General features: G+C 72.0%; 14 protein-coding genes. 8 read left to right on the forward strand and 6 right to left on the reverse strand.

Annotation, left to right across the window (positions count from 1 at the left end):
* Nucleotides 1-71: 71 nt before the first annotated feature.
* Nucleotides 72-854 carry an ABC-2 family transporter protein gene (locus tag AB0G15_RS29195; protein WP_362845922.1) on the reverse strand — a complete coding sequence of 261 codons (783 nt, stop codon included), beginning with the start codon at nucleotides 852-854 and terminating at the stop codon, nucleotides 72-74.
* Nucleotides 855-1,145: 291 nt separating this feature from the next.
* Between AB0G15_RS29195 and AB0G15_RS29200 the strand changes: the two genes are divergently transcribed.
* From AB0G15_RS29200 to AB0G15_RS29215, 4 genes are all read left to right on the forward strand, one after another.
* Nucleotides 1,146-2,300 carry an alpha/beta hydrolase gene (locus AB0G15_RS29200; protein ID WP_362845904.1) on the forward strand — a complete coding sequence of 385 codons (1,155 nt, stop codon included), beginning with the start codon at nucleotides 1,146-1,148 and terminating at the stop codon, nucleotides 2,298-2,300.
* A 251-nt stretch (nucleotides 2,301-2,551) separates the two neighbouring features.
* Nucleotides 2,552-4,231: a serine/threonine-protein kinase gene (locus AB0G15_RS29205; protein ID WP_362845924.1), complete on the forward strand. Its 1,680-nt coding sequence runs from the start codon at nucleotides 2,552-2,554 to the stop codon at nucleotides 4,229-4,231.
* An 84-nt stretch (nucleotides 4,232-4,315) separates the two neighbouring features.
* Nucleotides 4,316-5,131 (forward strand): ATP-binding cassette domain-containing protein, encoded by an 816-nt coding sequence (locus AB0G15_RS29210; protein WP_362845906.1) that lies wholly within the window; start codon nucleotides 4,316-4,318, stop codon nucleotides 5,129-5,131.
* Between the two features lie 130 nt (nucleotides 5,132-5,261).
* Entirely contained in the window at nucleotides 5,262-5,996 is a 735-nt protein-coding gene (locus AB0G15_RS29215; RefSeq protein WP_362845908.1) for a hypothetical protein, read from the forward strand.
* 514 nt (nucleotides 5,997-6,510) lie between these two features.
* On the opposite strand, the gene AB0G15_RS29220 is transcribed toward AB0G15_RS29215, so the two are convergent.
* On the reverse strand, nucleotides 6,511-6,798 hold the full coding sequence (locus AB0G15_RS29220; RefSeq protein WP_344750228.1) for an HU family DNA-binding protein: 288 nt from the start codon (nucleotides 6,796-6,798) through the stop codon (nucleotides 6,511-6,513).
* A 376-nt stretch (nucleotides 6,799-7,174) separates the two neighbouring features.
* Nucleotides 7,175-7,348: a hypothetical protein gene (locus tag AB0G15_RS29225; protein WP_362506059.1), complete on the reverse strand. Its 174-nt coding sequence runs from the start codon at nucleotides 7,346-7,348 to the stop codon at nucleotides 7,175-7,177.
* Between the two features lie 163 nt (nucleotides 7,349-7,511).
* Between AB0G15_RS29225 and mihF the strand changes: the two genes are divergently transcribed.
* Entirely contained in the window at nucleotides 7,512-7,820 is a 309-nt protein-coding gene (mihF, locus tag AB0G15_RS29230; protein WP_362682594.1) for an integration host factor, actinobacterial type, read from the forward strand.
* A gap of 260 nt (nucleotides 7,821-8,080) precedes the next feature.
* On the opposite strand, the gene aceA is transcribed toward mihF, so the two are convergent.
* Nucleotides 8,081-9,373: an isocitrate lyase gene (aceA, locus tag AB0G15_RS29235; protein WP_362845910.1), complete on the reverse strand. Its 1,293-nt coding sequence runs from the start codon at nucleotides 9,371-9,373 to the stop codon at nucleotides 8,081-8,083.
* A gap of 434 nt (nucleotides 9,374-9,807) precedes the next feature.
* Between aceA and AB0G15_RS29240 the strand changes: the two genes are divergently transcribed.
* Complete coding sequence (locus tag AB0G15_RS29240) at nucleotides 9,808-11,277, forward strand: helix-turn-helix domain-containing protein (RefSeq protein ID WP_362845912.1); 1,470 nt, start codon at nucleotides 9,808-9,810, stop codon at nucleotides 11,275-11,277.
* 17 nt (nucleotides 11,278-11,294) lie between these two features.
* Here the strand turns inward: AB0G15_RS29240 and AB0G15_RS29245 are convergent, their stop codons facing one another.
* On the reverse strand, nucleotides 11,295-13,583 hold the full coding sequence (locus AB0G15_RS29245) for a hypothetical protein (RefSeq protein WP_362845914.1): 2,289 nt from the start codon (nucleotides 13,581-13,583) through the stop codon (nucleotides 11,295-11,297).
* 131 nt (nucleotides 13,584-13,714) lie between these two features.
* On the opposite strand from AB0G15_RS29245, the gene AB0G15_RS29250 reads away from it, so the two are divergent.
* Nucleotides 13,715-14,665 (forward strand): glucosyl-3-phosphoglycerate synthase, encoded by a 951-nt coding sequence (locus tag AB0G15_RS29250; RefSeq protein ID WP_362845916.1) that lies wholly within the window; start codon nucleotides 13,715-13,717, stop codon nucleotides 14,663-14,665.
* 69 nt (nucleotides 14,666-14,734) lie between these two features.
* Here the strand turns inward: AB0G15_RS29250 and AB0G15_RS29255 are convergent, their stop codons facing one another.
* A complete protein-coding gene (locus AB0G15_RS29255; RefSeq protein ID WP_362845918.1) occupies nucleotides 14,735-15,706 on the reverse strand; it encodes a threo-3-hydroxy-L-aspartate ammonia-lyase in 972 nt (323 codons plus the stop codon).
* 223 nt (nucleotides 15,707-15,929) lie between these two features.
* Between AB0G15_RS29255 and AB0G15_RS29260 the strand changes: the two genes are divergently transcribed.
* Nucleotides 15,930-16,361 (forward strand): cold shock domain-containing protein, encoded by a 432-nt coding sequence (locus tag AB0G15_RS29260; RefSeq protein WP_362845920.1) that lies wholly within the window; start codon nucleotides 15,930-15,932, stop codon nucleotides 16,359-16,361.
* Nucleotides 16,362-16,515: the final 154 nt, after the last annotated feature.

The raw sequence follows: 16,515 nt of genomic DNA on the forward strand, positions 1-16,515 counted from the left end.
CGCCTGCCCCGGTCGTCTCCCGCGCGGCGGGGCCGCCGTCCCGGGGGTTTCGGGGGTCCCGGCCGTTGCCGTCACCCACCTTGGATCACGACCTTCCTGCGGGCCGCGTTCGTGGCCAGGGCTCCCAGGGCCAGCAGCGCCGTCGCCCACATGGCCTGGAAGCCCAGGGCCTCCAGGACGTCGCGCTTGCCGAGGTAGAGGTCGGCGGGGACCTGGACCATGGCCGACCAGGGGAGTGCCTCGGCCAGGGTGCCGAGCCGGCCGGGGAAGAGGTTGAGGGGCAGGACCATGCCGCTGAAGAAGAGGGTCGTCACCATTGAGATCGTGTGCACCCCTCGGTCGTCGAGGATCCAGCAGGCTGACAGTGCGACCAGGTAGCGCAGGGCGAAGCTGACGATCACCCCGAGGACGAGGCCGGTCATGAAGGACAGCCAGGTCAGCGGGTCGTCCGGTACGACGAGGCCGAACAGGGCGGCGCCGGCGATCGTGGGCGGCAGGCTGCGGCCGAGGAGGAGGTAGCAGGCCCGGCCGAGGTCGTCGGCGAGATTCCACATCTGCAGGGACGCGGGCCGGAGCAGGTCGAGGGCCACGTCCCCGCTGCGCACGCGCTCGGAGAGCTCCAGGCCGCCGCCGAAGACCTGCATGGGGCCGATGAAGGCCTGGCTGAGGAAGCAGAAGGTCACGGCGTCGGCGAGGTCGTATCCGGCGAGACCGGGGCGGGTCTGCCAGAGGGCGATGAGGACGTAGGCGCGGAGGATGCCGAAGACGGTGTTGGTGAATGCTCCGGCGACGGCGGCGGCGCGGTAGGTGGAGTGGCGGCGGAAGCCGTACCCGGCGATGCGCGCGTAGAGCAGGAAGGCTGCCTCCTGGAGGGTGTCAGGACAACCCTCCTATCCTCCTGGGTGCTTCGGGGGGAGGCAACGGATTTTCGGCGGCGCGCCGGAGGGGGAGGGGGCGGTCGTTTTCGCGGCCTGGGTTGGGGGTTCCACGGGCTGGTGACGTTGGGTGTGCGGACGTGTCGTCGGGGTGAGGTATACACGCGTGATACATAGTTGTAATCTCTCCGATATGTCCAATCGCCGATAAAAGCCCATTCTGGGGGGAATGTCCTTTTTTGGAGGTCCCCCATGCGCGACGAGATCAATATGGATGTCAGTCCGGCCTATCCCTTCAGCTGGCAGGCCGCGACCCTCAACGCGATCATGTGGGGCACCTTCAAGCCCATCTCCGACCTGTTGCTGAGAAACGACGTCGGCTTCGCCGCGGCCTCCCGCATCGTCGCACTGGCCGGCAGGGTGCCGTTCCGCCTGCCCGTCCACGTGCGCGTGACGCCCGACGAGGCGGGGGCGTGCCCGGGGGAGTGGGTCCGCGCGGGGGAGGAGCTCGACGAGGGCAAGGTCCTGCTCTACTTCCACGGCGGGGGCTACTTCTCCTGCTCCCCGGCGACCCACCGGCCGATCACCTGGCGTCTGTCGGCCGCGACCCGGCGCCCGGTGCTGGCGGTCGACTACCGCCAGGGCCCCGTCCACCGGCCGGCCGAGGCCCTCGAGGACGCGATCGCCGCCTACCGATGTCTCCTGGAGCACGGCTACGGCCCCGGCGACGTCGTCTTCGGCGGGGACTCCGCCGGGGGCCACCTCACCCTGGCCACCCTTCTGGCGCTCCGCGACCGGGGCATGCCGCTGCCGGCCGCCGCGGTGTGCCTGTCCCCGTGGGCGGATCTGACCGGCGCGCCCCGCAGGGTCAACCGGCTGCTCGACCCGATGATCCCGGCCGGCCGTGTCGACTGGCTCGCCCGCCGCTGGACCGCGGGGCTCGACCCCCAGGACCCCCTGCTGTCCCCGGTCCTCGGCGACTACACCGGCCTGCCCCCGCTGATGATCGTCACGGGCTCCACCGAGGTCCTGCGCGACGAGGGCCGCCGGGTGGCCGAGCGGGCCCGCGCCGCCGGGGTGCCGGTGACGTACGAGGAGTGGCCCCGCATGCCGCACGTCTTCGCGCTCCTCGCCGACGTCATCCCCGAGGCCCGTGAGGTGTATCCGCACATCGCCCGTTTCCTCGCCGCGACCCAGGACCTCCTGCCCGGCCGCGCCGCCTCGAGGCGGAGCCGCGCTCCGGCCGCCCTGGAGGTGCCGGATCTCTCGGCCTCGGACCTTCCGGTGTCGGATCTTCCCGTACCGGACCTTCTCCTGCCGGGTCTCGCCGTCCCCGGTCTCGCCCAGCCGGTCCCCTCCCCCGAGGAGGTCTCCGCCCCGGCTCCGCGGAACCCCTCCGCGCGCTCCGCCTCCACCGCCGCCTGAGGCCTGCCGAGGCGTGCGCCCGCGAGACGGCGCGCGCCCTTCCCGCTGGTCACACCGCTCCGCCTCGTCCCAAGGGCATCCCGCACACCACGAATTTCTTACCCCGAGGGATCATTCGCCTTACCTCTCATATCCCTTCTGACCGGTCGGGAGCGAAGGACGCTCGAATCCCGCCACAGTGTGCTTGCCGTAGCCCGCGCACGAGAGGCTCAACGAGGATGGCACGTGGGGGAGCAGGTCCCGTGAACGGCATGCCGACCGGCGTGCGGCCGCTGACCGTCGGGGACCCGGTCATCATCGGCCGCTACCTTCTGCTCGGCCGCCTCGGAGTGGGCGGGATGGGCATCGTCTACCTGGCCGAACACCCGCAGGGCGGGGTGGTGGCGATCAAGACGCCGCACCCGGTGCATCTCAACGATGCCACGCTCCGCGCCCGTTTCGCCGAAGAAGTGCAATTCTCCCGGAGAGTGGTGCCTTTCTGCACCGCCGCGGTGATCGAGGACGGCACCGACAAGGACCGCCCCTACCTGGTGTCGGAGTACGTTCCCGGCCCCGCGCTGTCCCAGGTGGTCTCCGCGCACGGCCCCCTCACCCCCGACCTGGCGTACGGCGTCGCCCTGGGGGTGGCCGCCGCGCTGGTGGCGGTGCACGAGGCGGGGCTGGTCCATCGCGACCTCAAACCCGGCAACGTGCTGCTGTCCGACACCGGCCCCCGAGTGATCGACTTCGGTATCGCCAGGGACGTCGACGTGCTCGCCGCGCACACGCAGGCGGGACAGGTCATGGGCAGTCCCGGCTGGGTCGCCCCCGAGCGGCTCACCGGCGGGCTCGCGCTGCCCGCCTCCGACGTCTTCGCCTGGGGCTGCCTGATCGCCTACGCGGCCACCGGTCACCACCCCTTCGGCGCGGGGGAGGCGGACGTGCTGACCCGGCGCATCCTGGTCGAGCCGCCGAGGGTGGCCTCGGTGCCCGCGCTGCTGCGCCCGGCGGTCGAGGCGTCCCTGGCCAAGAACCCCGCCGAGCGGCCCGGGGCCGCCGACCTGCTCGGCGCGCTGCTCGCCGCGGGCGGCGTGGGCGACCCGTGGGACCTGCGCGAGGCGGTCGCCGAGGTGCTGGCGGAGATCTGGACGCCGGTGCCCCACACCCCGGGAGCCGGGAGGGTCCGGCTCGCGGTCCTGTCCTCGTCACCCTCGTCACCCTCGCCGTACTCGTCGTCCCTGCCCCTGTCGTCCTCGCCGCCCTCTGCGTCCCCGTCGCTCCACGACGAGCCCTCGGTCCCGGTGAGGATCCCCGGCAGGGGGTCCCGCAGGGCAGGGCCGGGTAAGGGCGCGCACCTGTCGCAGGCCGGCTTCGCGGCGCTGGCCACGGTCTCCATGGCGGCGGTCACCGTGGCCGCCGCGACCGGTGGCGGCGGGCCCGGCCCCGTCGGCGGCCCCGGCGTTCCCGAACCGGTGCCGTTGGTCCTCCCCGCCGACGGCACGCCCTCCGTCTTCGGCGCCGGCACCCGCCCGCCCGCCGGCAGGCCACGGGTGCCGGCGCCGACCACCCCCTCCACCGTCCAGATCACCACCACCAGGACCGTCTCGCTGCCCACCACGGACCGTGACGGCCGTGACAGTCGTGACGGCCGCGACGGCCGTGACGGCCGGGAGGACCCGCCGCCGGAGCGCCCCAGGGGACCCCGCGGCTCGGGCGGTTCGCCGGACGACGGCGAGGACCCGCGCGACTGCGCGGACACGACCGCCAAGGGCAAGGGCAAGGGCCGGGCCAGGGGCTGCCCGACGGCCTCGGGCTATCCCAAGCCCTCCTTCACCCAGATCCCGCAGACCGGCGACGGGGAGAGCCCGTCCCCGACGCCCACCGCCCCCGCCCCCTCGGGGACGACCATCACCCCGCAGCCCACCTCCGGCCCCTCCATACAGATGGGCTGAGTCATCCTTTTAGGACGATTTACAGGGAGATATCGGTGCATCGGTTAAAGTGAGCGCCGCGAATCGAGGCGGAGGGGGATACCGATGGGCGGGCCTGTGTCCGGTGCGGTGGAACTGAGCGGCGTCGGGGTCCGGGTGGTCGGCCGTACCCTGCTGGACGGCATCGGCTGGCGGGTCGGATACGGGGAGCACTGGGTGATCCTCGGCCCCAACGGGGCCGGGAAGACCACGCTGCTCTCGATGGCCGCCGCCGTACGCCACCCCACCGAGGGGGCCGTCACCGTGCTCGGCCAGCGGCTGGGCCGGGTCGACCTGAGGGAGCTGCGCCGCCACATCGGCCTCGTCGCGGCCAGCCAGCGGCTCGTCGACGAGGAGCTCCTGGAGGAGGAGAGCGCCACCGCGCACACCGTCGTCCTGACCGGCCACACCGGGACCAGCGCCCCCCTGTGGGACCGCTACGGCCCCGCCGAGCACGAGCGCGCCCACCACCTGCTGGCCGACATGGGCTGCAAGGACCTCGCCGACCGGCTTTTCCGTGTCTGCTCCCAGGGCGAGCGGGCCCGTGTCCGAGTCGCCAGGGCGCTGATGGCCGATCCGGTGATCCTGCTGCTGGACGAGCCGTTCGCCGGTCTCGACCTGCCCGCCCGCGAGGACCTGATCACCGCGGTGGAGGACCTGGCGGCGACCCGCCCGGCGCTGACCACGGTCACCGTCACCCACCACCTGGAGGAGGTCCCGGCCACCACGACCCACGCCCTGCTGATGCGCGACGCCCGCGTCCAGGTGGGCGGGCCGGTGGCGGAGATCCTGACCGCGGAGAACCTGTCGGAGTGCTTCGGGCGTCCGCTGCGCGTCGACCGTCTCGACGGTCGCTGGTCCGCCCGCGCGGTGCGCGGCTGAGGGTGCCGCGGCGGGCGCCGGCCGGCCGTGAGGCCGGGCGGGCCGTGCCGGTGCCGGAGCGGCCCGAACGCGGGGCGATCTGCGGGAAAAGCGGTGTTATGCGGGTGATCTTCCCGGTACGGTGTCACGCATGGCGACCAAGCTGAACCAGATCCTCGCCGTGGAGAAGGGCGTCAAGTCCGACACCCAGCGCAAGGTGACCGACGCTTACCACGCGATCCAGAAGAACGCCCTGCTGTCGGGCCTCTCGCGGACCTACCAGCCCATCGACGACGAGGGCGAGCAACTGCCCCCGGAGTCGACCCGGGTCCAGGTGCAGGGCGAGGACCTGCTCAAGCAGGTCGGCGCCGCGCTCACCCGGCTGTTCGACGTCACCGCCACCAAGGACTGGGCCAACTGCTCGGCGCGGGCCGATGTGAAGGTCGACGGTTCCACCCTCCTGGAGGACGTGCCTGTCACCTATCTCCTGTTCCTGGAGAAGCAGCTGGTCGACCTGCACGCCTTCATCGCCAAGCTGCCCGTCCTGGACGCCGCCGAGGCCTGGACGCTGGACCAGTCGACCGACTGCTGGCGGACCGAGCCGGTCAAGACGACCCGGACCAAGAAGGTGCCCCGCAACCACGTCAAGGCGGAGGCCACCGACAAGCACCCCGCGCAGGTCGAGGTCTACCACGAGGACATCGTCGTCGGCTTCTGGACCAAGGTCACCTTCTCGGGGGCCGTGCCGCAGAAGCGGGTCAACGAGCTCCTGGAGCGGGTCGGCAGGCTTCAGAACGCGGTGAAGTTCGCCCGGGAGGAGGCCAACGGCACCGAGATCACCTACCAGCGCGTCGGTGAGAAGGTGCTGGGCTACCTGCTCGGGTAAGATCACAGGACTCCCCGTTGGAGCACGGGGATGCGCGAAAGCGCGGAAGCTGAAACTGAAACCGTCAGACTGACACGCGGTCACAGTGGGGGTTCGAATCCCTCTCCCGGCACCACCTGCCGGGGTAGCCCAACCGGTAGAGGCAGCCGCTCAAGCTCAGGCTCTCGCTCCAGATTCAGCATTCGCCGCCGGGCGCCGGATCGAACGGATGCGGGCGACGATGGTCGAGTGCGGGTTCGAATCCCGCTGGACGCTCCACGTGCGTCTATAACTTAACGGCAGAGTGCGACCTCATCATGAGTGACCCGGATCCTTAAACGTGCCGGTGCCGCGATATGGCGGCACTCCAGGCCCTCGGGGAATGGATACTTCCCCGGGGGCCGTCGCCTTCCCGCCGCCGCTCTCCTCCGATCCGTCACGTCCCGGACGGGGACGTCGTGGACGGTGACGTCGCGGACGGTGCGGAGAGGCCGGGGACGATGACGCTGTGGACGGCGACACGGGCCTTAAGGGATCAGTCCTTCTTGCGCTGGCGGATCAGGCCCATGAAACCCGGGCTGGGCTTGAACCTCGCCGTCCAGGTCTCCGCGATCTCCAGAGGTTCCCCGGTCTGAGGGTTGCGTCCGCTCCGCGCGGGCCTGTGCACCATCTCGAAGGACCCGAATCCGGGGATCGCCACCTTGTCCTCGGCCGCCACGGCCGTCTGGATCGTCCCCAGGATCGCGTCGAGAGCCGCGGCCGTCTGCCTCCGGGTGAGCCCGGCCTCGGCGGCGGCCTTCTCGATCAGCTCGCGCTTGTTCATGGGAACAGTTAACGCCATCACCACCCGGTGAATCGAGCCCCGTTCCCCACTCGCCGCGCGGGTGTGACGTCTTCGCGGTGACGGGGCGTCCGCGCGGCCGGCCGTCTTCCGCTCGCCGCGCGGGTGCCCGCCGTTTCGGGTGGCGGGCACCCGGCCTCGTTCAGCGGTCGGGCTGGGCGGCCAGCCGTTCCGCCTCCGCGTGCAGTGCCTCGACGAGGATGAGCTCCAGAAGGAGATCTTCGTCAACGAGGCCGATCAGAACATCCATCGAGCCTCCCTGACTACTTGACGCCCCAGGGGTCGCGGGAGTTGACACGCGTACCGAACAAGGCTCGGACGTGATCCGCTGTTGATCGTTCGCATACGCGGGGGTTCGCTACGCGGGGACCAGCTCCGCGAGGTCGACGTGCTCGCCGACCTCGCGAATGCTCATGCAGTACGCCACCAGGACCCGCCGCCCGTCGATCCTGCGGGTGACCAGCAGACAGGGGCCGTCGCGAACCACGATCGCCTCAACCTCGATGCCCTGGGGGCTTCGCCAGATACCCATGAGCTCGAGGCTACGGAGAAGCGGGTAAGGGCGGGGTAACCAAACGGGCATATCGTGCTACGCGGCATGGAGGCTGTGGATCTATATGTATGTCCTCTGATGATTAACCTGGCGGCTTTGGGTAGCAGGACGCTGGAATTACCGTCATCAGGGAGAAAACACCATGGCTTTGCCCAAGCTCACCCCCGAACAGCGTCAGGCCGCCCTGGTCAAGGCCGCCGAGACCCGTACAGCTCGAGCCAAGCTTCTCGCCGAGGTCAAGACCGGCGCGCTCAGCCTGGAGCAACTGCTTGGCCGTGAGGACGACATCGCCAAGCGCATCAAGGTGTCGCAGGCTCTGCGGGCACTGCCCGGAGTCGGGACCGTCAAGGCCGCGCAGCTGATGGCGCAGGCGGACGTGGACGAGGCGCGCCGTCTGGGAGGCCTCGGTACCCAGCAGCGTCGCAAGCTCATCGAGGCCGTCGGCCGCTGAGATGCCGCCCGCCGTCCGCCGCCCGCGTTCCCGGGGGGAGAGGCTCCCGGGGACGCGGGCCGTGGGGAACGGGGTGCGGGAGGGGCCGCCGTGGCCGGTGCGCGGGGCGCGCGGCGCGGGAGGGGCCGAGAAGACGGGGAGGCCCCGCCGCGCGGACTCGGGAGATCCGTGCGGCGGGGCCTGTCGACCTGGTCGTCGGGCTCGTCCGGGGGAACCGTCCCATGCCCTGGGAGCCGTCCGGCCGGGCCCGGTCCGGAGAGTCAGTGAGCCTCTGCGAACTGCTGCTCCTCCGTCGAGCCCCTCAGGGCCGTGGTGGAGGAGTCCGGCGCGATGGCCGTGCTGACCAGGTCGAAGTATCCGGTGCCGACCTCGCGCTGGTGGCGGGTGGCGGTGTAGCCGCGCGCCTCGGAGGCGAACTCGGCCTCCTGGAGCTCGACGTAGGAGGTCATGCCGTCCTCGGCGTAGCCGCGGGCGAGGTCGAACATCGAGTGGTTCAGTGAGTGGAAGCCCGCCAGCGTGATGAACTGGAACTTGTAGCCCATGTGGCCGAGCTCGCGCTGGAACTTGGCGATGGTGGAGTCGTCCAGGTGCTTCTTCCAGTTGAACGAGGGCGAGCAGTTGTAGGACAGCATCTGGTCGGGGTACTCGGCCTTGATGGCCTCGGCGAACTCGCGGGCCACGTCCAGGTCCGGGGTGGAGGTCTCCATCCAGAGCAGGTCGGAGTGCGGCGCGTAGGCCAGGCCGCGGGCGATGCAGGCGTCCACGCCGTTGCGGACCCGGTAGAAGCCCTCCGCGGTACGGTCGCCGGTGGTGAACGCCTGGTCGCGGGGGTCGACGTCGGTGGTCAGCAGGGTCGCGGCCTGAGCGTCGGTCCGCGCGATGACCAGGGTCGGCACGCCCAGCACGTCCGCGGCGAGGCGGGCGGCGCTGAGGGTCTTGATGTGCTGGCCGGTGGGGATGAGCACCTTGCCGCCCAGGTGGCCGCACTTCTTCTCCGAGGCGAGCTGGTCCTCCCAGTGCACCCCGGCGGCGCCCGCGGCGATCATGCCCTTCATCAGCTCGAAGGCGTTCAGCACGCCGCCGAAGCCGGCCTCGGCGTCGGCCACGATCGGCGCCAGCCAGTGCGGCGCGTCCCGGTCGTCCTCCGACCAGGTGATCTGGTCGGCGCGCAGCAGCGCGTTGTTGATGCGCCGCACGACGGCCGGGACCGAGTTGGCCGGGTAGAGGCTCTGGTCGGGGTAGGTCTGGCCGCCGAGGTTGGCGTCGGCGGCGACCTGCCAGCCGGACAGGTAGATGGCCTTGAGCCCGGCCTTGACCTGCTGCACGGCCTGGTTGCCGGTCAGCGCGCCCAGGGCGTGCACGTACTCCTCGGTGTTCAGCAGGTCCCACAGCCGCTCGGCTCCGAGCCGGGCGAGGGTGTGCTCCTCCTGGACGGAGCCCCGGAGCCGGACCACGTCCTCGGCCGTGTAGGTCCGCGTCGTCCCCTTCCAGCGGGGGTTGGTCTCCCACTCGCGCCGCAGCTCGTCTGCGGCTCCCTTGAGGCGATCATTCATGATGCGACTCCTTTTCGTCCCCTGGGTGCCTAGTTCGAGTGTGTGCCTCGACGAAACGGGCAAACAAGGTCGACTCGGACGAAAGAATGGAGATTATTCTCCTTGGATCAATACTCATCGGTATTTGGAAGGGAAGAAGTTAATAGTTTTCTCTATGGACTAGACCAATCCTTGTGCTGGGATCAGGTGTGCGAGGGTCGGCGCCGGGTCGCGCGCGCCGGGTCCGGGCCGGCGGGGGTCTCCGGGCGGGCCGGCGCGGTGATCGTCGGCGGTGGCCGGACCCCGCCGCGCGGACGCGCCTGGCGGGCCCCGGCGGCGCGCGGCGGGCTCGGGGTGAGTGCGCCGGACGCCTCGGGGGGCGAGTGCGGCGACATTCGCCCGGACGACCCGCCAGGAGATGAAATTTTCTCGGAAATTTCGTTTAGCATCGGGCCATGGCATCTTTGGTGGGTGAAGAACCGCTTTCCTTGACGCAGGAGCTCGATCTCATCGCGTTCGGCCAGCGGCTGAGACACCTGCGCAAGCAGCGCGGCCTCACCCTTTCCGATCTGGGCGAACGCGTGAGCCGCGCGCCCAGCCAGCTCTCCCTGCTGGAGAACGGCAAGCGCGAGCCGAAGCTGTCGCTGCTGAAGTCCCTGGCCGCCGCGCTCAACGTGCCGATCGAGGAGCTGCTCCGCAGGCAGGCCCCCAACCGGCGGGCCCAGCTGGAGATGGCCCTGGAGGAGGCGCAGCGCGACCCCCTGTACGCCGGGCTCGGCCTGGCCAAACTGAAACTCTCCGCGCGCGTCCCCAACGACGTGCTCGAACACATCCTCGGCCTCTACGGTGAGCTGCGCTCACGCCAGGCCAGGGGGACCGCCACCCCCGAGGAGGCCCGCGCCGCCAACGCCGAGCTCCGCCGCAAGCAGCGTGAGCAGGGCAACTACTTCGCGGAGATCGAGCGGGCCGCCGCCGAGGCGCTCGCCGCGGTCGGCTACCGCTCGGGCGCGCTGTCGCAGAGCACGGTCCAGGCGCTGGTCGGCCACTTCGGCTACACCGTCCAGACGGTCCAGGACCTGCCGCGCACCGTGCGCTCCATCTCCGACCTGCGCAACCGGCGCATCTACGTCAAGCACGAGCAGGTCGGCATGCACACCCCGCGGACGATCCTGCTGCAGACCCTCGGCCACCTCTCCCTCGGCCACCACCGGCCCCGCGACTTCGCCGACTTCCTGCGCCAGCGGACCGAGGCCAACTACTTCGCCGCCGCCGTCCTGGTGCCCGAGGCCGCCGCCGTGCCGTACCTGCGGGAGGCCAAGAAGGACCGCGCGCTGAGCGTGGAGGACCTGCGCGACGTGTTCGCCGTCTCCTACGAGATGGCCGCGCACCGCTTCACCAACCTGGCCACCCATTTCCTGGACCTGGTCTGCCACTTCGTCCGCAACAACGCCGACGGGATCATCTACAAGGCGTACGAGAACGACGGCATCGTCTTCCCCGCCGACGAGCAGGGCGCGATCGAGGGCCAGCGCATGTGCCTGCAGTGGTCGGGGCGCCAGGTCTTCCTGTCACCCGACCGCTTCTCCGTCCACTACCAGTACTCCGACTCGCCCACCGGCACCTACTTCTGCCTCGCCCACGTCGACATCTCGCGTGAGCGCGACTTCGCCATCACCCTGGGCGTCCCGTACCGGGAGTCGCGCTGGTTCCGCGGCCGGGAGGTCACCACCCGCACCAAGTCCGGCTGCCCCACCGGCGACTGCTGCCGCCGCCCGCCCGCCGAGCTGACCCAGCGCTGGGAGGGGTACGCCTGGCCCTCGGCCCGCGGCAACTCCCACATCCTGGCCGCGCTGCCGCCCGGTTCCTTCCCCGGGGTGGACGAGGCCGACGTCTACACCTTCCTGGAGCGCCACGCCGCGGGCTGAACGCGCGGGCCCCGGCCTCACCCGGCGGGCGGGGCCGTCCGGTGCAGCGTCAGGGACGGGTGGCCGTGGAACTGGTAGGCGCCCGCGCCGTCGGGGGCCTGCCCGCGCATGGACCGCAGCACCTCGGCCGGCGGCTCACCGGCGAAGCAGCGCCGGTAGAACTCCGGCGACAGCCCGCCACCGCCGGACCAGAGCGGGGCGACGACCCCGCTCGCGCCCGCGAGCAGGAACGCCCGGGCGTCCCCCGGCTCCTCCAGGAAGACGAACGGGTTCCCGGCCAGGTCGTGGCCCAGCGCCTCGGACGCGGCCCCGCCGTCGGTGAAGTGGACGACCTCGGGACCCTGGCCGAGCACGCCCAGGACGTCGCCGAGCGCGGGGGAGACCTGCGTGGCGCCGTACTCCGTCACCAGCGGATGCGCCCGCGCCTCGCCGTACACCACCGCGACGCGGTCGGCGCGCGCGCTCGAGGGAGGGGGCAGTTCGGGCCGCCGCCCGCCGAGGGGCCAGCGGCCGGTCACCGTCTGGCAGTTCAGGTAACCGGGGAGCGAGGGGTCGTACGGGTGCTCCAGCACGGCCAGCTCCCAGGGGACGTGCGGCTCCTGGGAGAGGATCAGCACGCTCGGGCGGCGCGGCGCCACCCGGCCGGCCACCGCGTTCAGCAACTCCCAGAAACCCCACGGCACGCGCGAGCCGACCTCCCGTCCCAGCTCCTCGGAGAGCCGGCCCCGCCCGGTCAGACGCCCGCCGAACTCCGAGGCCCGCGTGCCGAGGTCGCACGGCTCGGCGCGGTCGGGGGTGACGAAGTGCGGCGACTGGTAGGTCCACCACAACCGTCCCGGCCTGTCGCCGTGCACGATGATCGCCGTGACGTCCGCGGGCTCGCCCATCAGGGCCGGGCGGATGCGGGTACCCGAGACCGGCTCCAGCGCCTCGTGCCCGCTCAGGCTGCCGGGCGAGCCGTGGACCGTGATCGCGCGCAGGCCGAACCCGATCACCTGGCCGCGTACCGTGTAGACCGCCTGGATCTGCCGGGAGACCTCCGGCTCCTCCTGGGCGAGGGCGATCAGGTTGACCGAGGCGCGCGGGTACGGTGCCGTCTCGTCCGCGCGCAGCCGCACCCGCCACCCGCCGGGCGCGTCGAAGCCCTCGGCGACGATCTGGATGTCCAGGTCGAGCGGCTCGCGCGGCGTCGCGGTACCGTCCTGCCCCTGGCCGGGGGCGACGCCGATCGCCACCTCGGCACCCCAGCCCGCGACCGCCTCGGCGGGGGACTCGATCAGCGGGATCCCCTTCCACTCGGGCCCCGGCGCCGCGGCGGGCGTCTCCTTGCGCCGCCTGCGGAAGGCGCCGGTCAGCCGGTCGAGGACCGAGGGCCCCCGTCCTTCGGTGGGAGCCGGCGCCGCGGCGGGCGGCTCGGCCGGCGCCGGCGCCGGCGGCGGTGACCCCTGGGGGGCCTGTGGTGTCCCGGGGAACGGGGACGGGGGCGGGGGCGGGACCTGGGGATCCCGCGGTTCCCGGGACGGCGACGGCTGGGGGAACGGCGGCTCCGGGGACGACGGTTCCTGCGACGGGAGCGACGGTTCCTGCGACGGCGAAGGCGACGCGAACGACGGTCCCGGCGACGGGAACGGCGGGAACGGCGGGGACTGAGGGGGCTGAGGGGACGCGGCGGGCGCGGGTGGCGCGGCGGGCGCGGGGGGTGCGGCGTCCGGCACCTGGTCGGGGCGCAGCCAGTCGGCGCTCATGGCACCGGTGGACGGCATGTCGCCGTACCCGTTGTCGCGCTCGTCGTCGCGCGGGTCCCCGCCCCGGTCCCGCGGTGCCCGCCCGGGACCCGGCGCCGGACGCCCCTGCCCCTCCGCGCCGGGGAGCGTCCAGTCCGGGGTGTAGGCGGCGGTCTGCGGAGCGTCGGCCGGATCCCGGCCGGAGGGGTCCGTACCGGTCGGCGAGGCCGTGCCCCAGGAGGGCGGCGTGGGACCCGCGCCGCCCGGCGGCGGAGGGCTGAGGCTGCTCCCGCCCCCGTGCGAGCCGGACTCGGCGCCCGCCCCCTGGGAGAGCAGGGGAAGCACCTGCTCGGCGGTGATGCCCCGGTCCAGGCTCAGCAACGTGGTGAGCCTGTCCCAGGCGGGGCCGTACTCGGCGATGAGCATGATGACCGCGTCGGCCAGTTGCCCGGGAGGCCGGCTGCCCGCCTCGGCGAGCAGCGGATCCAGCCGGTCGCGAAGCTCGCCGGAGGCGCCGCCCATCAAGCTGTCGAGCTCGTCGCGGACGCCGCGCGCCGCCCGCATCACGGCTACCGGGTTCATGCCGTCCCCCCTCGTTCCGGACTGGACTGATCTTCCCACCTGCGCGATGGGGGCGGGAGCCGGTAGGTGTGCGGAATCGGCGCCACATAAGGTGATACCCCTAACCACCGAGGTGATGGAAAGGACGGGTCGTGCTGCCTGAGGTCGAGGCGTGGCTACGCGGGCGCACCTCATCCTCGGCCGACTGGACGCTGCCGGAGCTGCTGGCGGCCAAGGGGGAGACGACCGTCAGCGTCGTGCTGCCCGCCCGCGACGAGGAGGAGACGGTCGGGGAGATCGTCGCCGCGATCCGCCGCGATCTCATGGAGGCCGCGCCGCTCGTCGACGAGCTCGTGGTCATCGACTCCCGCTCGGTCGACGACACCGCCGCGCGCGCCGCGCGGGCCGGGGCGACGGTGATCGCCCAGGACGAGGTCCTTCCCGATCTCAAACCGCTGGACGGCAAGGGCGAGGCGCTCTGGAAGTCCCTCGCCGCGACCTCCGGCGACCTGCTGGTCTTCGTCGACGCCGACCTGCGCGAGTTCCGCACGTCCTTCGTGACCGGGCTGCTCGGCCCGCTGCTCGCCGATCCGGCGGTCGTCTACGTCAAGGGCTGCTACGACCGGCCCCTGCGGAACGTGCCGAGCGGCGGCGGGCGGGTCACCGAGCTGGTCGCGCGCCCCCTGCTCAACCTGCACTGGCCGCGGCTGGCCGGGTTCGTGCAACCCCTGGCGGGGGAGTACGCCGGGCGCAGGTCCGTGCTGGAGAGCGTCCCGTTCGTCACCGGCTACGGCGTGGAGCTCGCCCTGCTGATCGACCTGCTCGAGCTCGCCGGTCTCGACGCCCTGGCCCAGGTCGACCTGGGCCGCCGGGTGCACTCCCACCAGTCGACGGAGGCGCTCGGCGGGATGGCCGCCCAGATCCTGCAAACCTCGTGGTCGCGCCTGGAGCGCCAGAACATGATGGTCTCCCTGCACCGGCCCTCCCCCCGCCTGGCCCAGTTCCGCCGGGGCGCGGACGGCCACCAGGTGAGCGTCCGGGACGTCGCCGTCGCCGAACGCCCCCCGATGGTCACGATCCCGGCCTATCGTCCCGCTCGCTGACCGCGACTTCCACACACCTTTCGACCGGGCGCGCCCCTGCGGCCGGAACCACGGGTGCGGGGCGGACGGTCAGGAGGCCAGCAGTGACGCGTAGCGCTCCAGGTCGACGTTGCCCCCGCTGACGATCACACCGACCCGCTTCCCGGCCAGTTCGGCGGCGAGGTCGCGGACGGCGGCCAGGCCGAGGCAGCCGGTGGGCTCGACGACGATCTTCATGGCGGATCCGAAGAGCCTCATCGCGTCGACGAGCCCGGCGTCGGTGGCGGTGACGATGTCGTCGACCTCGCGGCGGATGATCTCGAAGGGGTAGGCGCCGAGGTGCTGGGTCTGCGCGCCGTCGGCGATGGTCCTCGGCGTGTCGATGTGGACGATGGAGCCCTCGCGCAGCGACCGCCGCCCGTCGTCGCCCGCTTCCGGCTCGACCCCGTACAGCGCACAGCCGGGCGACAGCGCCCGGGCCGACAGCGCCGTACCGGAGAGCAGGCCGCCCCCGCCCAGGGGCACGAAGAGCGCGTCGAGGTCGCCGACCTCGTCGAACAGCTCCTTGGCGGCGGTGCCCTGACCGGCGATCACGTGGGGGTGGTCGTACGGCGGGATCAGCGTGAGGCCGTGGTCGGCGGCCAGCGCGCGGCCGATCTCCTCGCGGTCCCCGGTGTAGCGGTCGTAGCGGACGATCTTCCCGCCGTACCCCTCGGTGGCGGCCACCTTCGAGGCCGGCGCGTCGTGCGGCATGATGATCGTGGCCGGGACGTCGAGCAGCCGGGCGGCGAGGGCGATCGCCTGGGCGTGGTTGCCCGAGGAGTAGGTGACCACGCCTGCGCGCCGCTGTTCGGGGGTGAAGCGCGACAGCGCGTTGAACGCGCCGCGGAACTTGAAGGCGCCCATCCGCTGGAAGTTCTCGCACTTGAACACCACGTCGGCGCCGACGCTCTCGTTGATCCGGCGTGAGCGCAGCACGGGGGTGCGGTGGGCCTGCGGCGCGATGTGGGCGGCGGCGCTCAGGACGTCGTCGTAGGTCGGTGGCGTCGGTGACGGGGACATCGGCTGCCTCTTCTTCTCGGTCGGCACGGCTACGGACTCGAAGCCTGCCATCCCCGCCGGACAGCCGGTGGACCCGGGCGGTGTCACGGAATCGGTTCGGACATGGCGCGCCGTCCGGTCTAGCATCAGGTCGTCCGGTGTGACAGGCAGGCGGACTCACTGTCCGGATAGTTCCGGAAAGTGGTAGCGAAGCAGCGCGATTCTCTGTGCAGGTGGTGTTGTTGTGGCACTCGGTACGATTCTTCGTTTCGACGAGGTGCGCGGATACGGTTTCATCGCCGCCGTCGGCGGCGGCGAGGACGTGTTCTTCCACGCCAATGACTTCGGCGAGAGCCGGCACGCCGTCCAGCCCGGTCTGCGGGTGGAGTACGAGGTCATGGAGGGCGAGCGCGGCCTGAAGGTCTCGACCGTCACCCTTGTGGACCCGCCGCCGGTCCGGCGGCCGGTCGCGGCGGTGTCCCCGGTCGCCACCGCCGCCCCGCAGCAGCTCGGTGACGACGACGGTGTGTGCGACGTGTTGTCGGCGAAGTCCTTCAGCGGTGCGGTGACCGAGCTGCTCATCGAGCACGCGCCCACGCTGACGGGCGCGCAGATCGGGCAGGTCAGGAGCCGTTTCCTGGCGTTCGCCCGGTCCCACGGCTGGGTCGACGACTGAGGCCGGCCGGTGTCTCCCCGGTCGGCCGGCGTTTCTCCGGCGGGCTGACGTCTCTCCGGCGAGCCGGTGTCTCTCCGGCAGTCGATGACGATCGAGTTCTCGCCCAGCGTCTTGTAGTCGACGCAGGCGCGCAGGGAGCGGCCGATCAGGAGCG

This window comes from Streptosporangium sp. NPDC023825, from assembly GCF_040639575.1.
In the GTDB taxonomy this organism is placed as follows: Bacteria; Actinomycetota; Actinomycetes; order Streptosporangiales; family Streptosporangiaceae; genus Streptosporangium.

Coding starts and splice junctions, on each gene's coding strand:
- AB0G15_RS29240 (WP_362845912.1), top strand. CDS start 9,808: ATGGCATCTTTGGTGGGTGAAGAACCGCTTTCCTTGACGCAGGAGCTC.
- AB0G15_RS29205 (WP_362845924.1), top strand. CDS start 2,552: ATGCCGACCGGCGTGCGGCCGCTGACCGTCGGGGACCCGGTCATCATC.
- mihF (WP_362682594.1), top strand. CDS start 7,512: ATGGCTTTGCCCAAGCTCACCCCCGAACAGCGTCAGGCCGCCCTGGTC.
- AB0G15_RS29200 (WP_362845904.1), top strand. CDS start 1,146: ATGGATGTCAGTCCGGCCTATCCCTTCAGCTGGCAGGCCGCGACCCTC.
- AB0G15_RS29220 (WP_344750228.1), bottom strand. CDS start 6,798: ATGAACAAGCGCGAGCTGATCGAGAAGGCCGCCGCCGAGGCCGGGCTC.
- AB0G15_RS29210 (WP_362845906.1), top strand. CDS start 4,316: ATGGGCGGGCCTGTGTCCGGTGCGGTGGAACTGAGCGGCGTCGGGGTC.
- AB0G15_RS29225 (WP_362506059.1), bottom strand. CDS start 7,348: ATGGGTATCTGGCGAAGCCCCCAGGGCATCGAGGTTGAGGCGATCGTG.
- aceA (WP_362845910.1), bottom strand. CDS start 9,373: ATGAATGATCGCCTCAAGGGAGCCGCAGACGAGCTGCGGCGCGAGTGG.
- AB0G15_RS29255 (WP_362845918.1), bottom strand. CDS start 15,706: ATGTCCCCGTCACCGACGCCACCGACCTACGACGACGTCCTGAGCGCC.
- AB0G15_RS29245 (WP_362845914.1), bottom strand. CDS start 13,583: ATGAACCCGGTAGCCGTGATGCGGGCGGCGCGCGGCGTCCGCGACGAG.
- AB0G15_RS29215 (WP_362845908.1), top strand. CDS start 5,262: ATGGCGACCAAGCTGAACCAGATCCTCGCCGTGGAGAAGGGCGTCAAG.